We start from the raw sequence: 26,760 nt of genomic DNA on the forward strand, positions 1-26,760 counted from the left end.
AATCAAGTATATGACAAATAAAAAAAATACTTTGCTTATGTCGACATAATATTGATTAAAATTGAAATTAAAAAAGATGGTCTATTTGACCATCTAAGATTTTACTATTACTTTAATATTAACTTAGCTAATATCGTTATAATTGGTAAAGCTATTAAAGTTCTTGTCAAAAATATAATAAATAAATCTTTTAAATTTAATGGAATATCTGATTTTAATATAACTGCACCTGTTTCTGTTAAGTATAGAAGTTGCGTTATAGATAAAGCTCCTATTATAAATTTTGTTAATATATCAAAGTGAGCACCTGATACCATTATAGAAGGTAAAAACATATCAGCAAATCCAACTAATACAGCTGGAGCAGCTTCTACGGCATTAGGTATTTGAAGTAACTTAAGTAAAAATACTACAGGGAATGATATCCAAGTAAATATAGGTGTAAACTCAGCTACTATAAGTGCAATTGTTCCCCATGCCATTACAAGAGGAAGTAAAGCTAAATACATATCTATAACAGTTTTAAATCCATTTTTAATTATTAGATTTAATGAAGGTGCATTTTCAGCTCTATATAAAGCTTTAGATAAAGCAAATGAAAATACATTCTCATCTTCTGGAATAAGTTCTTCTTTTAAATGGTCTACATTGTTATAAGTTTTATCTTTAATATGAGCTAAAGGGTATATACGAGGCATTATAATAGCACAGGCTAAAGAAGCAACACAAACACAACCGTAAAAAGGAACAAACAAGCTCATCAATCCTAACTGATCAGCTATGACTGTTGAGAAAGGTAAAGATACCAATGAAAAACAAACAGATATTATACACGCTTCTTTTGCAGTATAAAATCCTTGTTTATACTGAGTATTTGTTATCATAATACCAAGAGTACCATCACCCAACCAAGAAGATATAGCATCTACAGCAGAACGACCAGGAACTTTAAATATATTGTACATAAATTTAGAAATTAAAGTTCCTACAAAATCCATAAGACCAAAGTCTACAACTAAAGGTAATAAAAATCCAGAAACTAAGAAAATTGCTAAAAGACTAGGTAAAATTCCTAAAATTGTTTGTCCAGTAACTTCAGACTTAACGAATTCAGGACCAAATCCTAAAACCGTCATAGATACAAATATAGCACCTAATACTCTAAAAGATAACCAAAATAAAGGAACATCTAGTATGCTTTTAAGAAAATCATTTTTAATGTTTACAAATTTACTTAATATAGATAAAAGTGCTGATGAAACAATTACTATAAGTGCTATATAATCTAAATAATTAGAAAATGATATTTTTATTAATTCAGCTAAAAATCCAATTCCTATGTTTATTGAAGAAATTCCTTCAATTGCTACCATATTTCCATATGGAAGAGGTATTACAAATAATATTAATCCTAATAATGATGGGATTAAAAACTTAATAAAACTATTTGATGTAGGCTTGTTATAAAAGCTAATGTTGTTCTCCATAAAATAATATCTCCTTTTGAATTTTATATTAAAACGTCTCTATAAATGCATTTATTTTTAAATTAAAAAAGTCCCTTGGCAAAAGCCAAGAGACGAAAATTTTCCGCGGTACCACTCTGGTTGATAGAAATAAAAAATTATCCTATCCACTTAATCTCTTAAGGCGAGAAAACCTATAGTCATACTTAATTTCAAACTATATTCTCAAAAGCTCTCTTCACAATAAACTTCATTACTAGGCTCACACCAACCCTAGTTCGCTGAAAATCCATTTAGAGTTACTCTCTTTTTCACAGAATTTTTAATATTTATTTTATAACTATCGTAATAAAAAAAATGAATGTTGTCAATAAAAAAAATGAATTATTTAAAAATTTCCAAAATAGCAATAAAATAATGATAGAATTTTAACAATAGTTAAAGCATAATATATATTAAAATCTTAAGTAAGAAATAAAAAATAGTTGGGGGGATGTTCTTGTCTAATAATTATGAAAAAGCAATAGATTTATTCGAGAATGATGAATCTAAAGAGGCTAAAAAATATTTTTTAAAAGCATATGAAGAAGGATTTAAAAAGTCATTGTATTACTTGAGAAAAATTAGGAAAGAAGAGCATGAATGTAAAAAAATAGTAAAAAATTTAACATATGATAAAATAAAAAGTAAACTTGGATATGTAGTAGAAATACCAACTCATTTCATAAAGTTAAACACTATAGATGACAAATGTTTTGACACTATAACTATGGAAAAAGATGAGGATTTTGATTTTTATAATATAAAAACACATGGATTTTTAATAGAAATTCCAGATGGTTGTATTGATTTAGTTTCTGTTGATTCTGTTATAAAAAACATGTCAAATATAGATGAGATTAGAAATTATAAAAATGGAAAAATAATAGTAAGTAAGTCTATTCAAGGAACTATAAACTACACCTTAATTACTTCTGGAAATAAGGGGATATATGAATTTAAAATAGATGTGGATGAATTTTTAGTTGATGAATATAGCGATGTAATAGATTCTATTTTTGATAGCTTCTATATAATTGAAGATTAAAATAAATTAAAAAATGACCTTTAAAAGGTCATTTTTTAATTTATATTTTTATTACTATCTATTTCTTCAGCTAAGTTATTTAAATATTCCCATCTTTCATATTTAAATTCAAGTTCTTTTTCTAAATTTGATTTTTCATCAAGCATTTCTTGTAATTTAGTAAAATCAGTTGAATATTTATCTAAATTATCATCAATAGATTGAATTTTATTTTCAAGAGAAGATATATCATCATCTATAGTATCGAATTCTCTTTGTTCATTAAATGTGAATTTTAATTTTTTATTATTTTTAGGTTTTTCTTTTTTTACTTCGTTTTTAGGTTTTTCTTCAACGATTTCAATTTCTTCAGGCTGACTTTCTTTAAATATTAGATAATCACTATAGTTACCAGTAAAAATGTCTATTTCACCATTTCCGATATATGCAAATATTTTATTACATATTCTATCTAGGAAATATCTATCATGAGAAACACATATAACTACGCCTGGAAACTCATCTAAATAATCTTCAAGTCTATTTAATGTTTCTATATCTAAGTCATTTGTAGGCTCATCTAAAAGAAGCACATTAGGTGCGGACATTAAGGTTCTTAAAAGATGAAGTCTACGTCTTTCTCCACCTGAAAGTTTTTTAATAAGTGTATATTGCATAGTTCCGTCAAATAAAAATCTTTCACACAATTGAGATGCAGTTATTTTTTGACCATCAGACGTTTCTATGTAATCACTAACTTCTTTAACATAATCTATAGCACGCATTTCTAAATTCATATGAGCATCATCTTGAGCGAAACAACCGATTTTTACTGTTTCACCAATTTCTATATGTCCAGAGTCTGGATTTAATTTACCATTTAATATGTTTATTAAAGTTGATTTACCTATACCGTTTTTACCTATTATTCCAATTCTATCAGTTCTAGCAATTGCATACTCTAAATCGGTGATTAATTTTTTTTCTCCAAATGATTTAGATATATTATGAATTTCTATAATTTTTTTACCAAGTCTACTTGATGCAGTAGTTATTTCAAGATTTTCATTATTTGATAATACCTCAGTATTGACAAGGTCATCAAATCGTTGAAGTCTAGCTTTTTGTTTAGTTGTACGAGCACGAGCTCCTCGTCTAACCCAAGCAAGTTCAGTTCTTATTAAACTTTGTCTTTTTTGTTCCATGCTAGACTCTAGAGCTAATCTTTCCATTTTTTTCTCAAGAAATGCAGAATAATTTCCATCATAACTAAAAAGTCTACCCTTATCAAGTTCAACTATTCTATTTGTAACTCTATCTAAAAAATATCTATCATGAGTTATCATAAGTAATGATAAGTTTTTGTTATTTAAATATTCTTCTAGCCAATCTATAGTATCATTATCTAAATGGTTTGTAGGTTCATCTAAAATTAATAGCTCACAAGGTGTTATAAGTGCTGACGCAAGTGATATTCTTTTTCTTTGACCTCCAGATAATTCAGCAATTTTTTGATTAAAATTAACGATACCAAGCTTTGTTAAAACTGATTTTGCTTCGCTCTCAAGGTCCCAAAGATTAAGCGCATCAATTTTTTCTTGTAATTTTATTAAATCATTATTTAAATCTTCATTAAAGTTTTCGCTTAAACTATCTAATATACTTTGATAATCACGAAGAATTTTCATTTCATTAGATGTTCCCTTAAAAACTTGCTCAAGAACTGTAGCATTTTCATCATAATATGGATTTTGAGGAAGGTATTCTATTCTAACTTTATTAGGTTTAGTTACAGTACCACTATCAGGTTCTTCTGCACCTGATATTATTTTAAGTAAAGTAGATTTACCAGTACCATTAACACCTATAAGGCCTATTTTTTCTCCATCATTTATTCCTAATGATATATTGTTAACTAGTACTTTTTCAGAGTAACTCTTTGTTATATTTTCTAATGTAATTAAGTTCATTTTATCACCCTTATAGTTATTTTAATTTACTAAACTATTATAACAGTTTTTGTATTATATAGGAATTTAAAAAAAGAAAGATACAGTTTTTACTTACTAGTACCTTTCTTTTTAATGACTTTTTTCTTTTTTCTTTTTACTATGTATGACCTGTCAAATGAATCTAGAGTTTGTGTTTCAGTGTTATTGTCACTTTCAAGTCTGGCTTTACAAGTTATTCTAATTTCTGAAGCTAGAGCAAGCTCTTCTCCAAGTGCAACCAAAAAAGATCCCAATATTCCCAAATCCTCATCATCATCAATTTCTTGACCTATTATAGATGCGAATATCGCTACTAAAAACATATATTGGTTAGCAAATGAATTACAGTTATTATAGTAATTTGTTTGTTTGGACATATAACCTCCTTAAAAAATATATAATAACAGTATATGGATATATTATAAAAATGGAACAAAAAATTTAATATAAATATATTTTTATAATATAATTGCTTATAAGTAAACATAATATTAAAATAGATATAGAACTTGTTATATACATAATTGAAAAGTGGTGATGTAGATGAAAAAAATTAAGTTTATATACAATCCAAATTCTGGTGATAAAAAAATAGTGTACAAGCTAGATAATATAATATCTAAATTTCAAGATAATGGATATACAATTGTGCCATATAGAGTATCTAAAAACAATACCATGGAAAAAGGGTTAGAAGATATTAATGATAACTATGAGTATATTTTAGTTGCCGGAGGAGATGGAAGTATAGATAGACTTGTAAACTTCATGAAAAAAAATAATATAGATTTGCCAATTGCAATACTTCCTACTGGAACTGCAAATGATTTTGCAAATGTGCTTAAGATACCATTAGACATAAATTTAGCAATAGATAAGATAATTAATTCAAAACCTACAAATATAGATTTAGGAATTATTAATGAAGATTACTTTGTAAATATTGCAAGTTCGGGTATGTTTACAGATGTTTCACAAAGAGTAGATGAAAATCTAAAAAATTCTATAGGTAGAGTATCATATATAATAAAAGGAATAGAAGATGCACTTCATTTAAGAAAATTTAGTGTACATGTTAAGTCAAAAGAGTTAGAGTACGAAGGTGATATGTACTTGATTTTAGTTTTAAATGGAAGAACTGCAGGAAATATAAACTTAGCGCATTATGCTATGTTAGATGATGGATACTTAGATGTAATAATTTTTAAGGCAATGCCAATACCTAAAACTATTCCACTTCTTTTAGATATTATAAAAGGAGCACCTATAGATAAATACAATGAAATTATATATTTTAAAACAGATGATTTGTATATAGATTGTGAAGAAAATATAGTGACAGATATAGATGGAGAAAGAGGTCCTGATTTCCCTCTTCATATAAAATGTAATAAAGAAGGTATTAAGATTTTAGGAATTGAATAAGGTAAATTATAAAAATCCACATTGATAGAAATGTGGATTTTAGTTTATACTTGTATATATCAAATAAAAAGGAGTACAAAATGGAAAAGTTATATTACAAAGATCAATATATAAAAGAATTCACAGCAGAAATTGTTGATATAAAAGAAAAAGATTCTAATTTTCACATTCAATTAGATAAAACTGCATTTTTCCCTGGAGGAGGAGGTCAGTTTTGTGATACTGGTAAAATTGATAATCACGAAGTAATAGATGTATATGAAGAAGATGGATTAGTATTTCATGTAACAAAAACTAAGCCTATAAAAGTACATAAAGTAAAATGTAGTATAGATTGGGAAAAAAGAGAAGATGGCATGAATCAACATTTTGGGCAACATGTCTTATCTGGATGTTTTTTCAAGTTATTTAATGCAAATACAGTAGGTTTTCACTTAGGACAAGATATTAGCACTGTAGATATACAAGGATTTTTAACTGACGAACAAATTAAGGAAGCTGAAAACTTTGCAAATGAAATTATAAACAGAGATATATATGCAGAGTTTTTAACTCCTGATAAAAAAGAATTAAAAAAGATGGGATTAAGAAGAGATCTGCCTAAGACTAATGAACAAATAAGAGTTGTAAAAATAGGAGATTTAGATATAAATGCATGTTGTGGTGTACATCCAAGATCAACACTATCTCTTAGAATGATAAAAATAAAAAGATTTGAAAAATGTAGAAATGCTACTAGAATAGAGTATTTGGCAGGTAAAAGAGCAATTGAGTACAGCATGGACAGAGATAATTGTTTAAGTGATATATGTAGATATCTAAAGTGTGGAGATAAAGACGCTATTAATGGAATTAAGAACTTACATAAAAACTTAGAAGATACATTACAATATAATAAAAAAATAGAAAGTGAAATAGCTAGATATCAAGTTAAAGAAATGATAGATTTAGGAGAAAAAATAGGAGATATATCTTTAATTAAAAAAATATATGAAAATGAAAATATAAAATACGCATCTAAAATTGTTTCTAAGTTAGTTGAAAATGAAAACACAATAGCTTTAGTAGCAGTTAAAAATGAAGATAAAGTTAACTTTATATTTGCTACATCAAAAGGAATAGAAAAACTTGATATGAATGATTTATTAAAGGATTCTATAAAGCTAGTAGATGGTAAAGGTGGGGGAAGTAAAGTTTTAGCCCAAGGAGCAGGAAAAAATAATGGAAATATAGATTCAATGTTTGATTATGCATCTATGAAAATATCAAATTTATTAAAATAACAGAGTAGGATTACCTACTCTGTTATTATATTCCTAAGTTTTTCTATATCAAGAAGCTTCACATAATCATTAGTATAATCAATTAGATTATCATTTTTCATATTTATGAACTCTCTAGATAAAGAAGGTCTAGGCACTCCTAAAGTTTCTGCTAGTTTTGTTTTAGTTTTAGGCATTTTTATAAAATTACTATTTTGTAAGTTATACTCATCTAATAAGAAGCTTACAATTTTTTGCCTGATGCTTACAAAAGAAATAGTTTTAACTGTTTTATTAAGTTCTACAATTTTATTTGTGATATCATTTAAAAACGATATTAATATGTTTTTGTGATTAGAACAAAAGTCTATAAAGTCATATTTATCAATAAACATTACTTCAGTTTTTGAATTAGATACAACTGTAGCTGGATATATATTTATATCTGAAAAAGTTATGACCTCACCAAATAAATTTCCTTTTGAAAAAGATGACATTAAAATAATTTTATCACCAGGTAAAAATCTTTTAATATCAACACCGCCGTCTAAAATCAGACCTATAGAATTACAAGGATGACCTTCAAGGGCTATTATATCTTCCTTATTATAGCTTTTTATTGTATATTTAGAATCTTTAAATAAATCGAGTATTTCTTTTTTAGTTAAGTTTTTAAACATGATTCCACCTTATAAAATAAATTATTATTAGCCCAATTTAATTAAATTTAAGAATTTAAGATAGGCTTTAATAAATTATAACATAGAGTAGTATTCAACTGCAAAATCTCGAAATTCTTTTGCATATTTACTAATATAATTATCCGGATGCCAAGAAATATTTATGTATCTTTTACAAACAGGGTCTATAACTCTAAGCAACTTTAGAGAATCATCTGCATGTATACCCCATGAGATTTCAGGTATAAAACTTATACCGAGACCAGCAATAATCAATTGTTTAACTATTGAAGGTACATCGCTTTCAAATACTATAGTAGGATTAAAACCTGCATACTTGCAAAGTGAATAAGAAATAGTTCTAAAAGGTTTATTAGATTGAAAGCTTATAAAATTTTCATTTGCGATTTCTTCTAAAAATATAGCACTTTTAGTAGCAAGAGGATGGTTGCTAGGCATACCTATAAATAATTCTTCTTCTAATAAGGTTATAGAAAATGGATCATGGACCTCATCTAATGTAGAGGATATACAAAAATCAAAATTTTTATAATCTATTTCACCGTCAACATGCTGAAGAAGTTTAAAGGTAGTGTCGGGATGAGCTTTTTTGAAGTTTAAAATTAAATTAGGCAAGGTATTAGATCCAGCTAGAACTAAAAGTTTTATCTCTGGTTTTGATTGGTTGTTAGTATCGAGAAGTTCCTTAACTCCATTTTCTAAAATTGAAAGTGATTCATTAACCGTTTTTAAAAACATCTCTCCATTTGAATTTAAAATTATCTTTTTTCCATTTCTATCAAACAAATCGACGCCGATTTCCTTTTCTAATGAGTTAATAATTCTACTTAAAGCAGGCTGAACTATATGTAATTTTTTAGCGGCATTAGTCATATGTTGAGTTTTTGCAACTGTTTGAAAATATTTGAGATGAAGGAGCTCCATTTAATAAAATCACCATCCTAAACTATATAATAAATTTGCTATAAATATATAACAAACTATGTATTATACATTTATTAAATAGTTATATAGAATATTCTTAAAGGCAATATATTTACTAATTATCAACGTTTTATTCAAGCAAATCAAATCATATCTAATTAACTTTCAGGAATTTATAATAAAAATTTAATAGGAGGAATGCATATGAGTTTTAATTTTGCAGATGTATTTTTAAGCCAATTTATGCTTATGTTCATAGCAATCGTCACGGGACTTATATTTGGAAAACTTAAGTTTGGAAAATTTAAGTTTGGTATATCAGGAGCATTATTTACGGGACTTATAATTGGATGGGGGGCTTTTAAATACGCAGCAAATGTACCTGAAGGTTCTCAAGCATTTAAGTCTGCACAGGAATTATTATCAGTAGGCGTAGTATCGAGTGATTTCTTTGAAATATTTTTAATATTATTTGTTTGTGCAGTAGGATTATTAGCAGCAAAAGATATGGGGATAGTATTAAAAAAATATGGCCTTAAATTTGTAGTACTTGGGATGATAATAACATTTACAAGTGACGTAGCAACGTATGGAGCTACAATGTTTAGTGATGACTCAAATCCATATGAAGTATCTGGGGTGTACACTGGAGCACTTACAAGTTCCCCAGGCTTAGCAGCGGCAATAGAAACAGCTAGGGGGCATGCAACTCAAAGAGTATCAGAATTTGACAGTATGAACCTAGTAGAAAAAGAACAATTTCTAAAAATGGCTGGAATAAAAGATATACCAAAAGATTTAAATGAATTTAAATTAACAGATGATATAAAGCAACAGTATATAGTAAATGCAGAAGCAAGCATTGGGGCAGGTCATGCGATAGGATATCCATTTGGAGTATTGATAGTTATATTAGCTGTAAATTTCTTCCCAACAATATTTAAAATAGATGTAGAAAAAGAGAAATTGCAATATAAAAAAGAATTAGAGGATGCAAAGAAATCAAGCAATTCATCCAAAGAAATAAAAGAAAGTAAGTTTGATATTTTAGGATTTGTAATAGCATGTACATTCGGATATATAATTGGAAACATAAATATATATCTACCATTTATAGGTTATTTTAGCTTAGGGTCAACGGGTGGGGTTTTGATAGGATCATTAATACTAGGCTATATAGGTAAAGTTGGAAGTATAAGTTTTAGAATGGACTCAAAGGTTCTAGGAGTTATAAGAGATGTTGCATTAGCATTTTTCTTAGCCATTGTAGGATTAAGATATGGATACAAGGCTGTGGATGCGTTAGTAGGAGCTGGAGCATATCTAGGAATTGTTTCTGTTGTAGTTGGAACAGTAGGTATGATGGTTGGATTTTTCTTAGGTAAATATGTACTAAAGATCAATTGGCCAATGTTATCTGGAGCTATATGTGGAGGTATGACATCTACACCTGGACTAGGAGCAGCTGTTGAGGCTTTAGGCGGTGATGAACCAGCTGCAGGATATGGAGCAACGTACCCATTTGCGCTTTTAGGAATGGTTATTTTCACTATAATACTTCATAAATTACCGATGTAGTTATTGGATTTAAAATAAAATATGCTAGGAGGGGAAACTTATGGATAAAAGATTAAGATGTGATGAATTAAAAAGCAAAGTAATGAGTGCTAAAGAAGCCGCTAAATTATTTGAGGATAATATGGTTGTAGGAACTAGTGGATTTACACCTGCAGGATATCCCAAAGCAGTACCACTAGCTTTAGCTGATAGAGTAAAAAATGGAGAAAATATAGGTATTACACTTATAACTGGGGCATCTGTTGGACCAGAACTAGACGGAGCTTTAAGTGAACTTGGAATTATAAAAAGAAGGTATCCCTATCAAACAAATTCAAGTTGTAGAAACTCTATAAACAATTCATCTATAAATTATTCAGATATGCATTTAAGTCATACTCCGCAATGGGTTAAGTATGGATTTTTTGGGAAGATGGATATAGCATTAGTAGAAGCAGTTGCTATAACAGAAGAAGGATATATAATTCCTTCTACATCAATAGGAAATTCAAATGTATTTGTAGAGTGTGCAGATAAAGTAATAATAGAAATAAATACATCTCAACCAATGGATTTAGAGGGAATACATGATATTTATAACTTAGAAGCTCCTCCAAATAGAAATCCAATTCCATTAGTCAAACCTGATGATAAAATAGGAACTCCATATATTATTTGTAATAAAGATAAAATAGCAGCAATAGTATATACAGATATAAAAGATAAAACAAGATCTGTTGCACCTATTGATTCAGTATCAGAAAAAATGGCTAAAAATCTTATAAATTTCCTAGAAAAAGAAGTAGAAGCTAAGAGACTTCCAAAAAATTTATTACCTCTTCAGTCTGGAGTTGGAAGTGTAGCAAATGCAATTCTTGGAGGTCTCGTAGAATCAAAATTTGAAGACTTGGTAGTGTATTCAGAAGTAATACAAGATAGTGTTATAGATTTAATAGAGTGTGGAAAAGTAAAATTTGCATCGGGGACATCATTAACTATATCTCCAGAAAGACTAGATAATTTTTATGAGAATTTTAGTAAATATAAAGATAAATTAATTCTTAGACCTCAAGAGATAAGTAATAGTCCTGAAGTTGCTAGAAGATTAGGCGTAATAGCTATAAATACTGCAATAGAAGTAGATATATATGGAAATGTTAATTCAACTAATATAATGGGTAGCAGAATGATGAATGGAATTGGAGGATCAGGTGATTTTTCTAGAAATGGTTACTTAACTATTTTTACAACAGAATCAATAGCTAAGGATGGAAAAATATCTAGTATAGTGCCTATGGTATCACACCATGATCATACAGAACATGATGTAATGGTAATTGTAACAGAACAAGGTGTAGCAGATTTAAGAGGACTATCTCCAAAGGAAAGAGCGGAAGAAATAATAAAAAATTGTGCACATCCTGACTATAAAGATGCTTTATATGATTACTTTAATAGAGCTTGCGAGGGTAAGTATAAACATACACCACATATTTTAGAAGAATCTTTATCGTGGCATAAAAAATTTCTAGATGATGGAAGTATGATTAAATAAAAATTAAAATTTTTTATTATAATAATGAAGAAAAATAAGTAATAGTTGCATTGTAAGTAGATAAATTCAATCAAAACGTATATGAATTGATTGAATTTATCTATATTTTCAAAATTAAAGTTTGACAGTATGAAAGATTAAATTTTGAAAATTTCAAATTTTAAAGTGTAATTCAGTGATGAAATAAAACTTGCATAAAAACGATTGCAATCTTAGGTGAAGGTATGTAATAATTTTAGTGAAGGGGTATTTATTAAAAATTTATATTAAAACTTAATATATATAATCTCTAAAAAATCATAATTGTTTAGAGATAAAGAATAGGGGGAGTTCATATGACGAAAAACAAGGAACAAATTCAAGAGAGCTTTAATAAATGGGAGGAAGGAAAAGTTAATAAGTCTATAGCTAGATTCCCAGAAAGAAAAGAAAAATTCGAGTTTGACACAGGGCAAGAAATGAAAAGGTTATATACACCATTAGATGCAGAATTTGATTATGAAAATGATCTAGGATATCCAGGACAGTATCCATATACAAGGGGTGTTCAACCTACAATGTATAGAGGAAAATTCTGGACTATGAGAATGTATGCTGGATTTGCAACAGCAGAAGAATCAAATAAAAGATATAAATATCTAATAGACCAAGGATCTATGGGGCTTTCCGTAGCATTTGACCTTCCGACTCAAATGGGTTATGACTCAGATGATGCAATATCAGAGGGAGAAGTTGGAAAAGTTGGAGTTTGTATAGATTCATTAGCAGATATGGAAATATTATTTGATGGAATACCTTTAGATAAGGTATCAACATCAATGACTATAAATGCACCAGCATCAGTACTTTTAGCAATGTACATAGCAGTTGCTGAAAAGCAAGGAGTTTCAGCTGACAAATTAAGAGGTACGATACAAAATGATATATTAAAGGAATATGTAGCAAGGGGAACATATATATTCCCAGTAAAACCATCCATGAGATTAATAACTGATATATTTGAATATTGTTCAAAAGAAGTACCTAAATGGAACACGATAAGTATATCAGGTTATCATATAAGAGAAGCAGGATCAAATGCAGTTCAAGAAGTAGCTTTTACATTAGCTGATGGTATAGCTTATGTAAACTCAGCTATAGCAGCAGGTTTAAATGTAGATGACTTTGCACCTAGATTATCATTCTTCTTCAATGCACACAACAACTTACTAGAAGAGGTTGCAAAATTTAGAGCAGCAAGAAGAATATGGGCAAAAGTTATGAAAGAAAGATTTAAAGCGACTAATCCAAAATCATGGGCACTTAAGTTCCATACTCAAACAGCTGGTTGTACACTTACAGCACAACAACCTGAAAATAACATAGTCAGAGTGGCAATTCAAACATTAGCAGCAGTACTTGGAGGTACTCAATCATTACACACAAATTCAAAAGACGAAGCACTAGCACTTCCAACAGAAGATTCAGTAAGAGTAGCACTTAGAACACAACAAATTGTAGCACACGAAAGTGGAGTAGCAGATAGTATAGATCCATTAGCAGGTTCTTATTATGTAGAAAGTTTAACTAACCAAATAGAAGAAGAAGCATTAAAATTAATAGAAAAAATAGATGAATTAGGTGGCGCACCACAAGCTATAGAAAAAGGATTTATACAACAAGAAATAATGGATAGCGCATATAGATATCAAAAAGAAATTGAAAATAACGATAGAATTATAGTTGGAGTTAATAAATTCCAAATAGAAGAACAAGCTCCAAAAGGATTATTAAAAGTTGATCCAATGGTTGGAGAAAGACAAAAAGAAAAGATACAAGAACTTAAAGAGAGAAGAAATGGTGAAAAAGTTAAACAAGCTCTAGAAGCACTTAGAAAAGCTTGCAACTCTGATGAAAATGTAATGCCATATATATTAGAAGCAGTTAGAGAATATGCTACATTAGGAGAAGTTTGTGGCGTTATGAGAGAAGAGTTTGGTGAATATAAACAAACGGTTATGATATAGGGGGTATATTGATATGAGACCAATAAGAGTATTAGTTGCAAAACCAGGATTAGATGGACATGATAGAGGAGCTAAAGTAATAGCAAGAGCATTAAGAGATGCTGGTATGGAGGTTATATATACAGGGCTTAGACAAACTCCAGAACAAATTGTAGCAGCAGCTATACAAGAAGACGTTGATGTTGTTGCAATGAGTATATTATCAGGAGCTCATAACCACTTACTACCGAAAGTTGTAGAATTGTTAAATGAAGAAGAAGCTGATGATATATTAGTAATAGGTGGAGGAGTAATTCCTGAAGATGATATTCCATACTTAAAAGAAAAAGGAATTGCAGAAATATTTACTCCAGGAACTCCAACTTCAATGACTATAGACTTTATTAGAGAGAATCTTAAAAGAGCATTAGCTTAAAAAGGAGATAAATATGAAAGATATAGTGAATAGGGTACTAGAAGGCAAAAAAAGAGATTGTGCTAGACTTATCACTATTGTAGAAAATGAGCAGCCTGGATATGAAGATGCTTTAAAAGACATATATAAACACACTGGAAGGGCCTATGTTATAGGGATAACAGGTCCTCCTGGTGCTGGAAAATCTACTTTAACTGATAAGTTAGTTAAACTTATAAGAAAAGAGGGTAAAAAAGTAGGAATTATAGCAATAGATCCAACAAGCCCCTTTACAAAAGGAGCTATACTTGGGGATAGAATCAGAATGAATGACTTAAATACAGATAAAGATGTATTTATAAGATCTATGGGAACAAGAGGAAGTTTAGGTGGATTATCTAATGCAACTCAAGCTGCTATAAAAGTTTTAGATGCTTATGGATGTGATTATATATTTATAGAAACTGTAGGGGTTGGCCAATCAGAAATAGATATAGTTAAAACTGCAGATACAACTCTTATTGTAATGGTACCAGGCTTAGGTGATGATATACAGGCAATAAAAGCTGGAGTTATGGAAATTGCAGATGTATTTGCAGTAAATAAGGCAGATAAAGATGGGGCAAAGAGAACATCATTAGAGATAGAAATGATGTTAGACTTTAAGAAAGATTGGGAATTTAGACCACCTGTAAGTTTAGCTATTGCTGAAACTGGTGATGGAGTAGACAAAGTTTATGAAAATATATTGAAACATAGGAAGTTTTTAGAAGAAAGTAATAAATTAAATGAAAAAAGATTAGAAAGAAATAGAATTGAAGTTAAGGAATTAGTCCAAAAGAAAGTATCTAGTTTAGTTAAAAATTTAGAGTATACAAAAGAGGTTGATGATTTATTATTAAAAACTATAAGTAAAGAAATTGACCCATACTCTATAAGTAATATGTTATTTGAAAAAGTTACAAAATAACAAGGGGGAGTAGTTATGGATATATTAAGAGTTGATCATGTAGGAATAGCGGTTAATAACTTAGAGGAAACTTTACAGTTCTATGAAGATGTATTGGGATTAAAATGCCAAGGGACTGAAATTGTTGAAGACCAAAAGGTAAAAGTAGCTTTTTTACCAGTTGGAGATACAGAACTTGAACTATTAGAATCTACAACAGAAGATGGACCAATAGCTAAATTTATAGCAAAAAATGGTGGACGTGGAGGAATACAACACGTTGCAGTTAGAGTTGACAATATAGAAAAAGCTATAGAAGAAGTTAAGGCTAAGGGATATAAAATGATAGATGAAAAACCAAGATATGGAGCTGGTAATGCTAAAATAGCATTTTGCCACCCAAAAGGAACAGATGGAGTTTTATTAGAACTAAGTGAAAGAAATTAAATATAACAAAAATTTGGGGGTGATTTTGTGTCACAAGAAAAGTTAAATTTACTTTATGAAAAAAGACATAAAATAGAACAAGGTGGGGGACAAAAAAGAATAGATAAACAACATTCATCAGGCAAATTAACTGCAAGAGAAAGATTAAATCAATTATTTGATGAAAATACATTCGTTGAATTAGATGCATTTGTAAAACATAGATGTACAAACTTTGGAATGGAAAATAAGGAAATACCAGGAGAAGGTGTAGTTACAGGATATGGTAAAGTGGAAGGAAGATTAGTTTGTGCATTTGCACAAGACTTTACTGTGCTTGGTGGGTCACTGGGGGAAATGCATGCGAAAAAAATTGGAAAAGTTATGGATACTGCTTTAAAGCTAGGGGCACCTGTTGTTGGACTTAATGATTCAGGAGGAGCTAGAATTCAAGAAGCTGTTGATGCACTTGCAGGATATGGAGAAATATTTTATAAAAACACAATTGCATCAGGTGTAGTTCCTCAAATTTCTGCAATAATGGGGCCTTGTGCAGGAGGAGCTGTTTATTCTCCAGCATTAACAGACTTTGTATATATGGTAGATAAAACTAGTCAAATGTTTATAACAGGACCTCAAGTTATCAAAACTGTTACAGGAGAAGAAGTAACAGCTGAAGAATTAGGAGGAGCATCAACTCATAATACAACTTCTGGAGTTGCTCACTTTATGGCTTCAAATGATGAAGATTGTATAGCTCAAATAAGAAAATTATTATCGTTTCTACCTTCCAACAACTCTGAAAAAGCACCTATAGTAGAATGTCAAGATGATCCAAATAGAAAAAATGATGCTTTAAATAGTATAATACCAGATGGTTCAAATAAACCGTATGATATGAAAGAAATTATATATGAAATAATAGACGATGGTGATTTTTATGAAGTTCAACCATTCTTTGCTCAAAATATAATAACAGGTTTTGCAAGAGTAAATGGTGAAAGTATCGGAATAATTGCAAATCAACCAAAGATTATGGCTGGATCACTTGATATAAATGCATCAGATAAATCATCAAGATTTATAAGAACTTGTGATGCTTTTAATATACCTATACTTAGTTTAGTTGACGTACCAGGATTTTTACCAGGAACATCTCAAGAATATGGAGGTATAATCCGTCATGGTGCAAAAATGCTTTACGCATATAGTGAGGCTACAGTTCCTAAAATTACATTAATAACTAGAAAAGCTTATGGTGGTTCATACCTTGCAATGTGTTCTAAAGATTTAGGAGCTGATATGGTATTTGCTTGGCCAACAGCAGAAGTTGCAGTTATGGGACCTAGTGGAGCTGCCAATATAATATTTAAAAATGATATTAAAAATGCTAAAGATCAAAAAGAAATGAGAGAAATAAAGATAAAAGAATATACAGATGAATTTGCAACTCCATATAAGGCGGCTGAAAGAGGATATATAGATGATGTAATAGAACCTTCATTATCTAGAATAAGAATAGCAGATGCTATTGATACATTAGCATCTAAGCGTGAAGAGAGACCTCCTAAAAAACATGGAAATATACCTTTATAGGAAGGTGGTAAATTATGAATATTAGCCAATTATTAGAAGCTCTAAAAGATCCTTCAGCTTCAATTTCAATAGGGGAAAAACTTTTAGCGGGAGTTTGTGTAGCAATTCTTTCAATGGTAGTAGTTTTTATAGTTTTAATTCTAATATCTCTTATAATAAAAATACTGCAAGTAGACAGAAGTGGAAAACAAAAAAACGTAGCTAACGTAGAACCAATTCAAGAAGCTTCAATTGAAAATAAAAGTAGTAATGAAAATATAGAAGAGTTAGTTTCAGTTATAACTGCATCAATTGCAGCAGCTACAGGAAATAGTACAAATAATATAATAGTTAGAAAAATACAAAGAACTAATAATAATAAATCAAGTTGGGAAAGAATGCCTAAAAATATTACAAAGTAAAACAGGGGGAGTTTACGATGATAAAAAAATATAATATAACTGTAAATGGAAATACATACGAAGTAGAGGTGGAAGAGTTAGGCAGTCAGGCATCTGTGCAAAGACCACAAGTAGCAACTCAACAAGTGCAGCCACAAGCAGCACCAAAAGCGCAACCTAAGCAAACTCAAAATACACCGTCTGCTGGAGGAGGAACTATATCAGCACCTATGCCAGGAACAATAAATGATGTACGTGTAAAAGTTGGAGATAGTGTTAAAAAAGGGCAAGTATTATTAATACTTGAAGCTATGAAAATGGAAAATGAAATAATGGCAAGTTCTGATGGTACAGTTAAGTCAGTTGATGTATCAAAAGGAGCGTCTGTAAGCGCAGGGGATTCTTTAATAACTATAGGTTAAATAATTACAAATTTTTAAAAGGGGGACTTACCCGTGGGAGAAGTTATTAATAATTTTATTCAATCAATGGGTATTGTTAATATGGATTGGCGACAAATTGTAATGATATTAATCGCCTGTGTATTATTATATTTAGCAATAGCAAAAGGATTTGAACCGTTATTATTAGTGCCTATAGCTTTTGGTATGTTACTTACAAATCTTCCATTAGCAGGTGCTATGAATACACCAATTTCATCTATAAATGATGTTTCACTTACACAAGAATCAATAAATGGATCAATTGCGACCAAGACTCCGGGGGGCTTACTTTACTATCTATACCAAGGATGTAAACTGGGTATATTCCCACCGTTAATATTCTTAGGAGTTGGAGCAATGACGGACTTTGGACCAATGATATCTAATCCAAAAAGTATATTATTAGGTGCTGCAGCACAGTTTGGAATATTTTTTACATTTATAGGTGCACTAGCTTTAGGATTTACAGGGTTAGAAGCATCTTCTATAGGAATTATAGGAGGAGCAGATGGACCAACTGCAATTTATTTAACGACAAAGCTAGCACCTCACTTATTAGCACCTATAGCAGTTGCAGCGTATTCATATATGGCTCTAGTTCCAATAATACAGCCACCTATAATGAAAGCGTTAACAACTAAGGAAGAAAGAAATATAATAATGAAACAATCAAAGCCAGTATCTAAAAAAGTTAAAATTATATTCCCTATAGTAGTTACTATAGTAGTATCTTTATTATTACCATCAGCAGCTACATTAATAGGACTACTAATGTTTGGTAATTTACTTAAAGAGTGTACAGTTACTGATAGACTTTCAGATACGGCAACTAATGCTTTAATGAATATAATTACAATATTTTTAGGGTTATCTGTTGGAGCATCAGCAGAAGCTCAAGTTTTCTTAAGTGCACAAACTATAAAAATATTTGCACTTGGAATAATTGCATTTAGTATAGGAACAGGATCGGGAGTACTTTGTGCTAAGTTTATGAATAGATTTACAAAGGATAAAGTAAATCCGCTTATAGGAGCAGCTGGAGTATCTGCAGTACCTATGGCAGCAAGAGTTGCGCATAAGGTAGCTCAAGAAGAAAATCCAGGAAACTTTATACTTATGTATGCTATGGGACCTAATGTTGCAGGTGTAATAGGATCTGCTGTGGCAGCCGGAATATTACTAAGTTTATTCGGAGGCTAAAACAAAAAGGATGTCTTAAAATATTTTAAGACATCCTTTTTATAATTAAGGAAATTATATTTACTAAAAATATGGATAATCTATGAAACTAAAAAATAATATAAAACTATATTAATTATTATACAAATAGGAACTCCTATAGTAAATTTATTATGTTTTGTTTTATGTCTAAATGTATACATTCCTAGATATGTACCTATTGCTCCTCCAATTAAAGATAAAGTCATAAGGGTTGATTCAGGAATTCTCCATTCATGTTTAATTGCTCTTTGTTTATCTATGTACATAAGTAAAAATGATATACAGGATATAATTAAAAAATATATGTTGAAAATTTTCATTATAACCTCCTCATAAATTTATTTAAACATTTAAATCATATCATAAAAACAAAAAAATCAAAATAAAAACTAGATTATAAAATATAATCTAGTTTTTATTTTTGTGAATTAAACAATAGGTTCTTTAACTTTGTTATTATAAATTTCATTTTCTATATCTGAATCTAAAAAAATTGAATTTAAAATTCCTGGGTTTTGGCAATCTAAAATTAAATCAACTTTTTTTATCAATTCACATCCAACTGTATAAATATCATTGTTTCTTTCGGCTTTGTTTGAAGTTAATAAATAAAACATAATTATCCTCCTAATAACTTGTAATAGGAGGATTGACAATTGAATTAATAATTATTCAATAAATATAAAAATTGATAAAAACGTATAAAAGTACAAAACGTAAGTACGAAATTGCAAATACTTATTAAACTTAAATCAATACAATATTAATATAAAGAATAATAAGGAGGAGTACAATTGGAAGCTGTATCTAAAAAAATATTGGGGATAGACATAGAAATACTAGAATCTTGTAAGGGATTAAACACTGCAAAAGAAATATCACAGCAATCTAGAGTATGGAGAGAGGCTGCAAGTAATTTATATGACAATAGGGGTGATATAAAAAAATTTATTGAAGATGTTACTAGTAAAAAAAATTGCAGAATTATATTAACAGGTGCTGGAACATCTGCATTTGCAGGAGAAACTTGCGAACCTTATTTAACAAAATTATTAAACAAAAAAGTGGAAGCAATAGCTACAACAGACTTAGTTGCAAGTCCTAGTAATTACCTTATAAAAGATATACCAACTATTTTAGTTTCATTTGCAAGATCAGGTAATTCACCAGAGAGTGTACACGCAGTAAAATTAGCAAATGAAATTATAGATGATTTATACCAAATCATAATAACTTGTAATGAAAATGGTAAATTGGCATTAAATACGAAAGATGATGAAAAAAGTTTATTACTTCTTATGCCATCAGAGACAAATGATTTAGGCTTTGCAATGACAAGTAGTTTTACAACTATGGTTTTAAGTTGTTTAGGAGTATTTAATATTGAAGAAATTGAAATGTTTATAGAAGATATAAAAAATCTTTCAAAATCTGTAGAAAAATTTATAGAAACAAATTTAGAATCAATAGATAAACTAGCAAAAGAAAAATTTGAAAGAATAATATATTTAGGTTCTGGAACAAGTAAAGGTATAGCTAGGGAGAGTGCACTGAAAGTTTTAGAGCTAACAGCTGGTAAAGTAAATGCAAGTTATGATACGCCTTTAGGTTTTAGACATGGGCCTAAATCCGTTATAAACGATGAAAGTATAACTGTAATTTATATATCAAATGAAAATTACACTAGGCTTTATGATTTAGATTTGGCTAAAGAAATGTTAGCGCATAGAAAAAAAGATAAAGTTGTATTAATAGGCTCAAACATAAATCAAAATTTAAAAGACAAAGCTGATTATGTATTTAATATAGAAAATATTGATTACAACATAGAAAATGAAGCCTTACTTCCATTACAACAAATAATATTTGGTCAGATATTATCATTTTTAAAATCTAAAGAGTTAGGAATTACACCAGATAATCCATGTCCAACAGGAGAGGTAAACAGAGTAGTACAAGGGGTTATACTACATGATTTAAATAAATAAAAATAGGGGGGAAAGGAATATGAGTTTGTTATCAACTAAAGAAATTTTAATAAAAGCTCAAAAAGAGGGATACGCAGTTCCGGCTTTTAATATACACAATTTAGAGACAATACAAGTTGTTTTAGATGCAGCTAGAAACTTGAAATCACCAGTTATTTTAGCTGCGACTCCATCAACTGTAAAGTATGCAGATGAGAACTACCTTTTAGCTATAATTGAAAAAGCAAGTGAGCTAAACAATATACCATTAACATTTCATCTAGATCATCATGAAAATGTAGAAGACATAAAAAGAATAATAAAGCTTGGTTGCAAATCAGTTATGATAGATGCATCGAAGCACGAGTTTAGAAAGAATATAGAAATTGTAAAAGATGTAGTTGAATTCGCTCATTTATATGGAGCTACTGTAGAAGCTGAACTAGGAAAGCTAGGTGGAATAGAGGATGATTTAAATGTAGATGAAAAGGATGCATTTTTAACAGATCCAAAAGAAGCGTATGAATTTGTAAAAATCACAGGAGTTGATTCACTAGCAGTTGCAATTGGAACAGCTCATGGACTTTATAAAAGTGAACCTAAATTAGACTTTAATAGATTAGAAAAAATTAAAAATATGGTTAAGGTACCATTAGTTCTTCATGGTGCGTCTGGAGTACCTTATGAATCAGTTCAAAAATCAATTGAAAAAGGTATATGTAAAGTAAATATAGCAACAGAACTTAAAATACCTTTTTCAAATGCTATAAAAGAATATTTTAATGAAAATCCTAATGCATCTGATCCAAGACAATATCTAGTGCCTGCAAAGAATGCTATGTATGATGTTGTAGTTGAAAAAATAAAGATGTGTAAGAGCGAGAATAAAGCACATGATATCAGTTATAACATTTAATCCATCTATAGATAGATTATATAAATTAGATAAATTTGAAATTGGTTCTGTTCAAAGAGCTGAGTTAGTTAACCCAACTGCAGGCGGAAAAGGGTTAAATGTAGCAAAAGTTCTAAGGAAGCTAGGAGAAGATGTTAATTGTATAGGGTTTTTAGGTGGATTTAATGGTGAATATATAAAATCTAAATTAAAAGATATAGGAATAGAAAACAAATTTACACCTATACAAGAAGAGACTAGAATTTGTTTAAATATAATGGATTCAAACAATGTAAGTACAGAGGTGTTAGAAAAAGGTCCAAATATAAGTAAAGAAGAAATTAATAGATTTGAAAAAGACTTAGAAGAAGTTTTAAAAGATACACATGTTTTAGTTGCATCAGGTAGCTTAGCAAAGGGCTTGCCAATAGATTATTATTTTAAAATTGGAGAAATATGCAATCAAAGGAATATAAAGTTTATCTTAGATAGTAGTGGAGAGAGTCTTAGGTTAGGGATGAACTCAAGTCCATATCTTATAAAACCTAACATTGATGAATTAGAAAGTTTAAGTGGAGTAAAAATAAAAAGTATAGAGGATATTATAAGTGTAGCAGAAAGTATGCTTTCAAGTGGAGTAAAAAATATATGTGTATCAATGGGAAAAGATGGAATGGTATTTATAAATAAAGATTATATATATAAAGTTGAAATACCTAAAATAGAGGTTGTAAACCCTGTTGGAAGTGGAGATTCTAGTATAGCTGGTTTTGCTTTAGGAATAGCTAAAGGTTATGATTTAGAAAATACTTTGAAATTAGCAAATGCATGTGGAATGTCAAATGCAATGAACATATCTACAGGATCTATAAATTTAGATGATATTAATAAATTTATAGATGAAATTGAAGTAAATGAATATGTTAAAAAAACTTAATCTACCAATATAGGAGGGCGTATATGTATTATATAGGGGTAGACGGTGGAGGTACAAAAACTACATTTACCATGATAAATAATATGGGGGAAAAAATTACACAATATACAACGAAAACGACTCATTATGAGCAAGTAGGATTTGATGGATTAGAAGATATATTGAACGAAGGATTATGTAAAATTATAGAAAAATCAAATGCAGATATTGATAAAATAGATAGTGTTTTTCTTGGTATTCCTGGATATGGAGAAGTTAAAAATGTTGTAAAAAAAATAAATTGTATATGTGAACGAGTATTTAATAAAATTGACTTTAGAATTGGAAATGATGTAGAAGCTGGGTTTGAAGGTTCTCTAGCAGGTAAACCTGGAATAAACATAGTTAGTGGAACGGGCTCGATTGCACTTGGAAAAGATTTATATGGAAATACAATAAGATGTGGTGGATGGGGAGATTATGTAGGCGATGAAGGATCTGCACATTGGATAGGAAAAAAAACTATCGAAGTATTTTCAAAAGAAGCTGATAAAAGACTAAATAGAGGTTTGATTTATGAAAAGGTTAGGGAATATTTAGATATAGATGATGATTTTGCAATAATTGACTATGTTTTAAATAAAATAAATAAAGATAGAACTCAAATTGCACAGTTTTCTAAAATATGTTTTGAAAGTGCTAAATTAAATGATGAAAATGCATTAGATATATTTAATTTAGCTGGATATGAGCTTAGTTTATTAGTAAAGATGATAATAAATGAATTGGAATTTGAAGATGAAATAACTATATCTTATTCAGGTGGAGTATTTAAAAGTGGAGACTTAATTATTAACCCGATAAAAAATAATTTAAGCGGATATAATGTAAAGCTTATAAAACCTATATTGGAACCAGATATGGGAGCGTGTTTACTAGCTTATAAAATAAAAAATAATCATGTAAGTAATGAAGTTTTAAATAATATGATTAATAAAACTGAATATAGTTTTTCATAAAATAAGGAAGGTAATTTTACCTTCCTTTACTTATATATAGATTTGGAATATTCAGTGGGGGATATTCCAAAATGAGATTTAAATTTACGGGAAAAATAATGAATGGAAGAAAAACCTAATAACTCAGAAATTTGACTAAATGTATAACTAGAACTTTTTATAAGTTCTTTACTTTTCTTTAGTTTTATATCGTTTATATAATTGTTAACTGTTTTATTTGTATTTTTTTTAAATAGAGAATGTAAGGTTGTACTACTTATACAAAATTCATTACATAATGTACTTATGTTTATTTTTTTATTAATGTTTTTATCAATATATTTTAAAATATTATTTAACTGATCGTCTTCATAAGATTGTTGCATATGTGTAGTTGGTTTGTGCTGGCCTTGTAAGTTTTTAAATCTTAAAGTATTTATAATAAGTTGCTTTAAGTAACAAAGTGATAGGTCATCAGAATATATATCTTGATTTGATAACTCATTAATAAGGTTTTGAATAATATGATGTGAATCGCGGTTTAATGTAAATACTTTATTGCATAGAAACTCATAATCATTAAAATCCATATTAAAATTTATGGTTAGATATGAACACGTATTTTCTTCTATTGTATACTGGTTATGAAATTGAAGAGGTGCATAAAATATCAAATCACCTTGCTTTAGAGTATAAGCGTTTTTATCTATATCTGTATTTAATACTCCCTTATCTACATAAGTAAGTTCCCAATAAGGATGTGATTCTCCTTTGAAGATATAACTACAACCTTTTTCTTGATAAAATTTGGTATAAATTTCTTTTATATGTAATGAAGGGGATATAGAAGAGTATACGTAATCGTGTGTTAAAGGTATTGAATTAAATTTATATGAAGGTTTTGATATATATATTGAAGACTTATCTGATATCGATATAAAGTTGAAATGAAGTCCTTTTTTTAACATTATAGGTCTATTAACTATAAACGAGTTTAAGCTAGAAGAATCAAATGACACTAAAATCATAACAACGCCAGATAAAATTTTTATAAAAACCTCATCGTTTGTTAAAACTTTTAAATCACTAATACTCTTATTTGTAAAACTATGAAGATAAGAGTTATCAATTTCATTATAAGTATTTATTACTTCTCCAAAAAATTTAAACTTAGGAGATGTGATTTTATCAAACATAACAACCTCCAATTATAGGATATAATATATATTATATGAATGTTAAATACTAAATACTATAATTATAGGATTAAAATATTTTGTATATCTAAATTAGATATGAATGTGAATAAGCTAAAAAAGTAGAAAGCAATACTAATTTAAATATGGTAATATTAGGGTATAAATATATTAAGGAAAAAGGTGATGAAATGAGAGCTGAAATTATAACTGTAGGAACAGAAATTTTATTAGGTGATATCGTAAATACAAATTCTCAGTTTTTAGCAAAGGAATTAGCAAATATTGGGATAGATGTATATCATCAAGGCACAGTTGGAGATAATGAAACAAGACTTATGGAGTCTTTAAATGAAGGTTTAAAAAGAAGTGACATAATAATTACCACTGGAGGTCTGGGCCCAACGAAAGATGATATGACTAAAGAAGTAGCATCTAAGTGTTTTGGTCAAGAATTGGTTTTATATATGGATATTTGGAAAGATATTAAATCTTATTTTAACAAGTTAGGGTTAGATTTAACTGAGAATAATAAAAAGCAAGCATATTTTCCAAAAGACTGCACTATATTAAATAATCCTAATGGAACGGCTCCAGGAGCAATATTAAAAAAAGATAATAAAATGATAATACTATTACCAGGACCCCCAAAAGAAATGATACCTATGTTCAATAATGAGTTAAAGAAACACTTATTATGTTTAACTGATTATAAACTTGTATCAAAAACATTAAGATTCTTTGGAATAGGTGAATCTTCATTAGAAGACAAGTTAATAGATATGATAAATAATCAAAAAAATCCTACTATTGCACCTTATGCTAAAGAGGGTGAAGTAACTATTAGAATAACTGCAAAAGCTGAAAATACTGAAAAAGCAAATAAACTAATAAAAAATGTAGAAGATGAAATCAATAATAGGGTAGGAAATTACATATATGGTTATGATGATACTACTTTAGAGGAAGAAGTAGCAAAATTATTGGTTGAAAAGAATATGACTATAGCTGTAAGTGAATCATGTACAGGAGGAATGGTTTCATCAAAACTAATAAACTATCCTGGAATTTCTCAAAGTTTCTTAGAAGGATGTGTTACTTATTCCAATGAAGCTAAAATGAAAAGGCTAGGGGTTAAAAAAGATACTTTAGATAAATTTGGAGCAGTAAGTGAAGAAACAGCTATTGAGATGGCTATGGGAGTTGCTAAGTCTTTAGGTGCTAATATTGGGGTATCTACAACTGGAATAGCAGGTCCTGGAGGCGGAACTGATGAAAAACCGGTTGGGTTAGTTTACATAGGACTTTATATAAATGGAGAAATTAAAGTTAAAAAATGTAATCTAGCTGGAAGTAGAGAAAAAATAAGATCTAGAGCGACAAGCGAAGCACTAAACTTAGTTAGAACAGAACTTATAAAGTAAAA

The 26,760-nt window shown here is 29.1% G+C and carries 26 protein-coding genes and 1 other annotated feature; of the genes, 18 read left to right on the plus strand and 8 right to left on the minus strand.

Translation table 11 applies throughout. From position 1 onward, the window contains the following. Positions 1 to 107: 107 nt before the first annotated feature. Entirely contained in the window at positions 108 to 1,487 is a 1,380-nt protein-coding gene (locus GFJ41_RS01515) for a YjiH family protein (protein ID WP_226890208.1), read from the minus strand. Positions 1,488 to 1,572: 85 nt separating this feature from the next. Beyond that, positions 1,573 to 1,790, minus strand: a binding site (T-box leader). Positions 1,791 to 1,965: 175 nt separating this feature from the next. Here GFJ41_RS01515 and GFJ41_RS01520 point away from each other — a divergent pair. Then, positions 1,966 to 2,553: a hypothetical protein gene (locus tag GFJ41_RS01520; RefSeq protein ID WP_168931763.1), complete on the plus strand. Its 588-nt coding sequence runs from the start codon at positions 1,966 to 1,968 to the stop codon at positions 2,551 to 2,553. Between the two features lie 35 nt (positions 2,554 to 2,588). Here GFJ41_RS01520 and GFJ41_RS01525 read toward each other — a convergent pair whose 3' ends face one another. Together GFJ41_RS01525 and GFJ41_RS01530 are read right to left on the minus strand one after the other, a co-directional pair. Further along, positions 2,589 to 4,502, minus strand: a complete 1,914-nt coding sequence (locus tag GFJ41_RS01525; protein ID WP_170074426.1) for an ABC-F family ATP-binding cassette domain-containing protein — start codon at positions 4,500 to 4,502, stop codon at positions 2,589 to 2,591. 89 nt (positions 4,503 to 4,591) lie between these two features. Next, positions 4,592 to 4,900, minus strand: a complete 309-nt coding sequence (locus GFJ41_RS01530) for a hypothetical protein (protein ID WP_035117752.1) — start codon at positions 4,898 to 4,900, stop codon at positions 4,592 to 4,594. 166 nt (positions 4,901 to 5,066) lie between these two features. Between GFJ41_RS01530 and GFJ41_RS01535 the strand changes: the two genes are divergently transcribed. Together GFJ41_RS01535 and GFJ41_RS01540 are read left to right on the plus strand one after the other, a co-directional pair. After that, a complete protein-coding gene (locus GFJ41_RS01535; protein WP_170074427.1) occupies positions 5,067 to 5,948 on the plus strand; it encodes a YegS/Rv2252/BmrU family lipid kinase in 882 nt (293 codons plus the stop codon). Between the two features lie 80 nt (positions 5,949 to 6,028). Next, positions 6,029 to 7,231, plus strand: coding sequence for an alanyl-tRNA editing protein (locus GFJ41_RS01540; RefSeq protein WP_035117753.1), 1,203 nt, complete (start codon positions 6,029 to 6,031; stop codon positions 7,229 to 7,231). Positions 7,232 to 7,245: 14 nt separating this feature from the next. Here the strand turns inward: GFJ41_RS01540 and GFJ41_RS01545 are convergent, their stop codons facing one another. Together GFJ41_RS01545 and GFJ41_RS01550 are read right to left on the minus strand one after the other, a co-directional pair. Beyond that, positions 7,246 to 7,890, minus strand: a complete 645-nt coding sequence (locus tag GFJ41_RS01545) for a Crp/Fnr family transcriptional regulator (RefSeq protein WP_052169256.1) — start codon at positions 7,888 to 7,890, stop codon at positions 7,246 to 7,248. A 75-nt stretch (positions 7,891 to 7,965) separates the two neighbouring features. Next, on the minus strand, positions 7,966 to 8,835 hold the full coding sequence (locus GFJ41_RS01550) for a LysR family transcriptional regulator (RefSeq protein WP_035117756.1): 870 nt from the start codon (positions 8,833 to 8,835) through the stop codon (positions 7,966 to 7,968). 204 nt (positions 8,836 to 9,039) lie between these two features. On the opposite strand from GFJ41_RS01550, the gene GFJ41_RS01555 reads away from it, so the two are divergent. The 10 genes from GFJ41_RS01555 to GFJ41_RS01600 all read left to right on the plus strand — a co-directional run bounded on the left by GFJ41_RS01555 (position 9,040) and on the right by GFJ41_RS01600 (position 19,341). Next, complete coding sequence (locus tag GFJ41_RS01555) at positions 9,040 to 10,413, plus strand: aspartate-alanine antiporter-like transporter (protein ID WP_170074429.1); 1,374 nt, start codon at positions 9,040 to 9,042, stop codon at positions 10,411 to 10,413. Positions 10,414 to 10,453: 40 nt separating this feature from the next. Next, positions 10,454 to 11,947, plus strand: coding sequence for a succinyl-CoA:acetate CoA-transferase ScpC (gene scpC, locus GFJ41_RS01560; RefSeq protein WP_170074430.1), 1,494 nt, complete (start codon positions 10,454 to 10,456; stop codon positions 11,945 to 11,947). Between the two features lie 335 nt (positions 11,948 to 12,282). Next, the gene (locus GFJ41_RS01565) at positions 12,283 to 13,953 is read left to right on the plus strand and encodes an acyl-CoA mutase large subunit family protein (RefSeq protein ID WP_170074431.1); all 1,671 of its coding nucleotides are present in this window, start codon (positions 12,283 to 12,285) and stop codon (positions 13,951 to 13,953) included. 13 nt (positions 13,954 to 13,966) lie between these two features. Further along, complete coding sequence (locus tag GFJ41_RS01570) at positions 13,967 to 14,368, plus strand: cobalamin B12-binding domain-containing protein (protein WP_021429170.1); 402 nt, start codon at positions 13,967 to 13,969, stop codon at positions 14,366 to 14,368. Between the two features lie 13 nt (positions 14,369 to 14,381). Further along, positions 14,382 to 15,317, plus strand: a complete 936-nt coding sequence (gene meaB, locus GFJ41_RS01575; RefSeq protein ID WP_021429070.1) for a methylmalonyl Co-A mutase-associated GTPase MeaB — start codon at positions 14,382 to 14,384, stop codon at positions 15,315 to 15,317. Between the two features lie 15 nt (positions 15,318 to 15,332). Beyond that, on the plus strand, positions 15,333 to 15,743 hold the full coding sequence (gene mce / locus GFJ41_RS01580) for a methylmalonyl-CoA epimerase (protein ID WP_035117764.1): 411 nt from the start codon (positions 15,333 to 15,335) through the stop codon (positions 15,741 to 15,743). 27 nt (positions 15,744 to 15,770) lie between these two features. Further along, entirely contained in the window at positions 15,771 to 17,318 is a 1,548-nt protein-coding gene (gene mmdA, locus GFJ41_RS01585) for a methylmalonyl-CoA decarboxylase subunit alpha (RefSeq protein ID WP_035117765.1), read from the plus strand. Positions 17,319 to 17,332: 14 nt separating this feature from the next. Further along, positions 17,333 to 17,719: an OadG family transporter subunit gene (locus GFJ41_RS01590; protein ID WP_052169257.1), complete on the plus strand. Its 387-nt coding sequence runs from the start codon at positions 17,333 to 17,335 to the stop codon at positions 17,717 to 17,719. A 17-nt stretch (positions 17,720 to 17,736) separates the two neighbouring features. After that, a complete protein-coding gene (locus tag GFJ41_RS01595; RefSeq protein WP_206001483.1) occupies positions 17,737 to 18,120 on the plus strand; it encodes a biotin/lipoyl-containing protein in 384 nt (127 codons plus the stop codon). Between the two features lie 66 nt (positions 18,121 to 18,186). Then, on the plus strand, positions 18,187 to 19,341 hold the full coding sequence (locus GFJ41_RS01600; protein WP_035780102.1) for a sodium ion-translocating decarboxylase subunit beta: 1,155 nt from the start codon (positions 18,187 to 18,189) through the stop codon (positions 19,339 to 19,341). 80 nt (positions 19,342 to 19,421) lie between these two features. On the opposite strand, the gene GFJ41_RS01605 is transcribed toward GFJ41_RS01600, so the two are convergent. Then, on the minus strand, positions 19,422 to 19,682 hold the full coding sequence (locus GFJ41_RS01605) for a DUF1294 domain-containing protein (RefSeq protein ID WP_081949284.1): 261 nt from the start codon (positions 19,680 to 19,682) through the stop codon (positions 19,422 to 19,424). A 108-nt stretch (positions 19,683 to 19,790) separates the two neighbouring features. After that, positions 19,791 to 19,979 (minus strand): hypothetical protein, encoded by a 189-nt coding sequence (locus GFJ41_RS01610; RefSeq protein WP_170074432.1) that lies wholly within the window; start codon positions 19,977 to 19,979, stop codon positions 19,791 to 19,793. 177 nt (positions 19,980 to 20,156) lie between these two features. Between GFJ41_RS01610 and GFJ41_RS01615 the strand changes: the two genes are divergently transcribed. From GFJ41_RS01615 to GFJ41_RS01630, 4 genes are read left to right on the plus strand one after another with little or no spacing between them, the layout of a single operon-like run. Next, on the plus strand, positions 20,157 to 21,350 hold the full coding sequence (locus GFJ41_RS01615; RefSeq protein WP_170074433.1) for an SIS domain-containing protein: 1,194 nt from the start codon (positions 20,157 to 20,159) through the stop codon (positions 21,348 to 21,350). 19 nt (positions 21,351 to 21,369) lie between these two features. Further along, complete coding sequence (gene gatY, locus GFJ41_RS01620; RefSeq protein ID WP_170074434.1) at positions 21,370 to 22,245, plus strand: tagatose-bisphosphate aldolase subunit GatY; 876 nt, start codon at positions 21,370 to 21,372, stop codon at positions 22,243 to 22,245. After that, positions 22,223 to 23,161 (plus strand): 1-phosphofructokinase, encoded by a 939-nt coding sequence (gene pfkB / locus GFJ41_RS01625; protein WP_170074435.1) that lies wholly within the window; start codon positions 22,223 to 22,225, stop codon positions 23,159 to 23,161. Before gatY ends, pfkB begins: the two co-directional genes overlap by 23 nt. A gap of 23 nt (positions 23,162 to 23,184) precedes the next feature. Beyond that, the gene (locus GFJ41_RS01630) at positions 23,185 to 24,159 is read left to right on the plus strand and encodes an N-acetylglucosamine kinase (protein WP_170074436.1); all 975 of its coding nucleotides are present in this window, start codon (positions 23,185 to 23,187) and stop codon (positions 24,157 to 24,159) included. Between the two features lie 26 nt (positions 24,160 to 24,185). Here the strand turns inward: GFJ41_RS01630 and GFJ41_RS01635 are convergent, their stop codons facing one another. Continuing rightward, entirely contained in the window at positions 24,186 to 25,334 is a 1,149-nt protein-coding gene (locus GFJ41_RS01635) for an AraC family transcriptional regulator (RefSeq protein ID WP_170074437.1), read from the minus strand. Between the two features lie 191 nt (positions 25,335 to 25,525). Between GFJ41_RS01635 and GFJ41_RS01640 the strand changes: the two genes are divergently transcribed. Next, on the plus strand, positions 25,526 to 26,758 hold the full coding sequence (locus GFJ41_RS01640) for a competence/damage-inducible protein A (RefSeq protein WP_170074877.1): 1,233 nt from the start codon (positions 25,526 to 25,528) through the stop codon (positions 26,756 to 26,758). Positions 26,759 to 26,760: the final 2 nt, after the last annotated feature.

The sequence above is a fragment of the Paraclostridium dentum genome (assembly GCF_012922555.1).
GTDB lineage: Bacteria > Bacillota > Clostridia > Peptostreptococcales > Peptostreptococcaceae > Paraclostridium > Paraclostridium dentum.

Coding starts and splice junctions, on each gene's coding strand:
- GFJ41_RS01515 (WP_226890208.1), bottom strand. CDS start 1,487: ATGGAGAACAACATTAGCTTTTATAACAAGCCTACATCAAATAGTTTT.
- GFJ41_RS01525 (WP_170074426.1), bottom strand. CDS start 4,502: ATGAACTTAATTACATTAGAAAATATAACAAAGAGTTACTCTGAAAAA.
- GFJ41_RS01530 (WP_035117752.1), bottom strand. CDS start 4,900: ATGTCCAAACAAACAAATTACTATAATAACTGTAATTCATTTGCTAAC.
- GFJ41_RS01535 (WP_170074427.1), top strand. CDS start 5,067: ATGAAAAAAATTAAGTTTATATACAATCCAAATTCTGGTGATAAAAAA.
- GFJ41_RS01540 (WP_035117753.1), top strand. CDS start 6,029: ATGGAAAAGTTATATTACAAAGATCAATATATAAAAGAATTCACAGCA.
- GFJ41_RS01545 (WP_052169256.1), bottom strand. CDS start 7,890: ATGTTTAAAAACTTAACTAAAAAAGAAATACTCGATTTATTTAAAGAT.
- GFJ41_RS01550 (WP_035117756.1), bottom strand. CDS start 8,835: ATGGAGCTCCTTCATCTCAAATATTTTCAAACAGTTGCAAAAACTCAA.
- GFJ41_RS01555 (WP_170074429.1), top strand. CDS start 9,040: ATGAGTTTTAATTTTGCAGATGTATTTTTAAGCCAATTTATGCTTATG.
- scpC (WP_170074430.1), top strand. CDS start 10,454: ATGGATAAAAGATTAAGATGTGATGAATTAAAAAGCAAAGTAATGAGT.
- GFJ41_RS01565 (WP_170074431.1), top strand. CDS start 12,283: ATGACGAAAAACAAGGAACAAATTCAAGAGAGCTTTAATAAATGGGAG.
- GFJ41_RS01570 (WP_021429170.1), top strand. CDS start 13,967: ATGAGACCAATAAGAGTATTAGTTGCAAAACCAGGATTAGATGGACAT.
- meaB (WP_021429070.1), top strand. CDS start 14,382: ATGAAAGATATAGTGAATAGGGTACTAGAAGGCAAAAAAAGAGATTGT.
- mce (WP_035117764.1), top strand. CDS start 15,333: ATGGATATATTAAGAGTTGATCATGTAGGAATAGCGGTTAATAACTTA.
- GFJ41_RS01590 (WP_052169257.1), top strand. CDS start 17,333: ATGAATATTAGCCAATTATTAGAAGCTCTAAAAGATCCTTCAGCTTCA.
- GFJ41_RS01595 (WP_206001483.1), top strand. CDS start 17,737: ATGATAAAAAAATATAATATAACTGTAAATGGAAATACATACGAAGTA.
- GFJ41_RS01600 (WP_035780102.1), top strand. CDS start 18,187: ATGGGTATTGTTAATATGGATTGGCGACAAATTGTAATGATATTAATC.
- GFJ41_RS01605 (WP_081949284.1), bottom strand. CDS start 19,682: ATGAAAATTTTCAACATATATTTTTTAATTATATCCTGTATATCATTT.
- GFJ41_RS01610 (WP_170074432.1), bottom strand. CDS start 19,979: ATGTTTTATTTATTAACTTCAAACAAAGCCGAAAGAAACAATGATATT.
- gatY (WP_170074434.1), top strand. CDS start 21,370: ATGAGTTTGTTATCAACTAAAGAAATTTTAATAAAAGCTCAAAAAGAG.
- pfkB (WP_170074435.1), top strand. CDS start 22,223: ATGATATCAGTTATAACATTTAATCCATCTATAGATAGATTATATAAA.
- GFJ41_RS01630 (WP_170074436.1), top strand. CDS start 23,185: ATGTATTATATAGGGGTAGACGGTGGAGGTACAAAAACTACATTTACC.
- GFJ41_RS01635 (WP_170074437.1), bottom strand. CDS start 25,334: ATGTTTGATAAAATCACATCTCCTAAGTTTAAATTTTTTGGAGAAGTA.
- GFJ41_RS01640 (WP_170074877.1), top strand. CDS start 25,526: ATGAGAGCTGAAATTATAACTGTAGGAACAGAAATTTTATTAGGTGAT.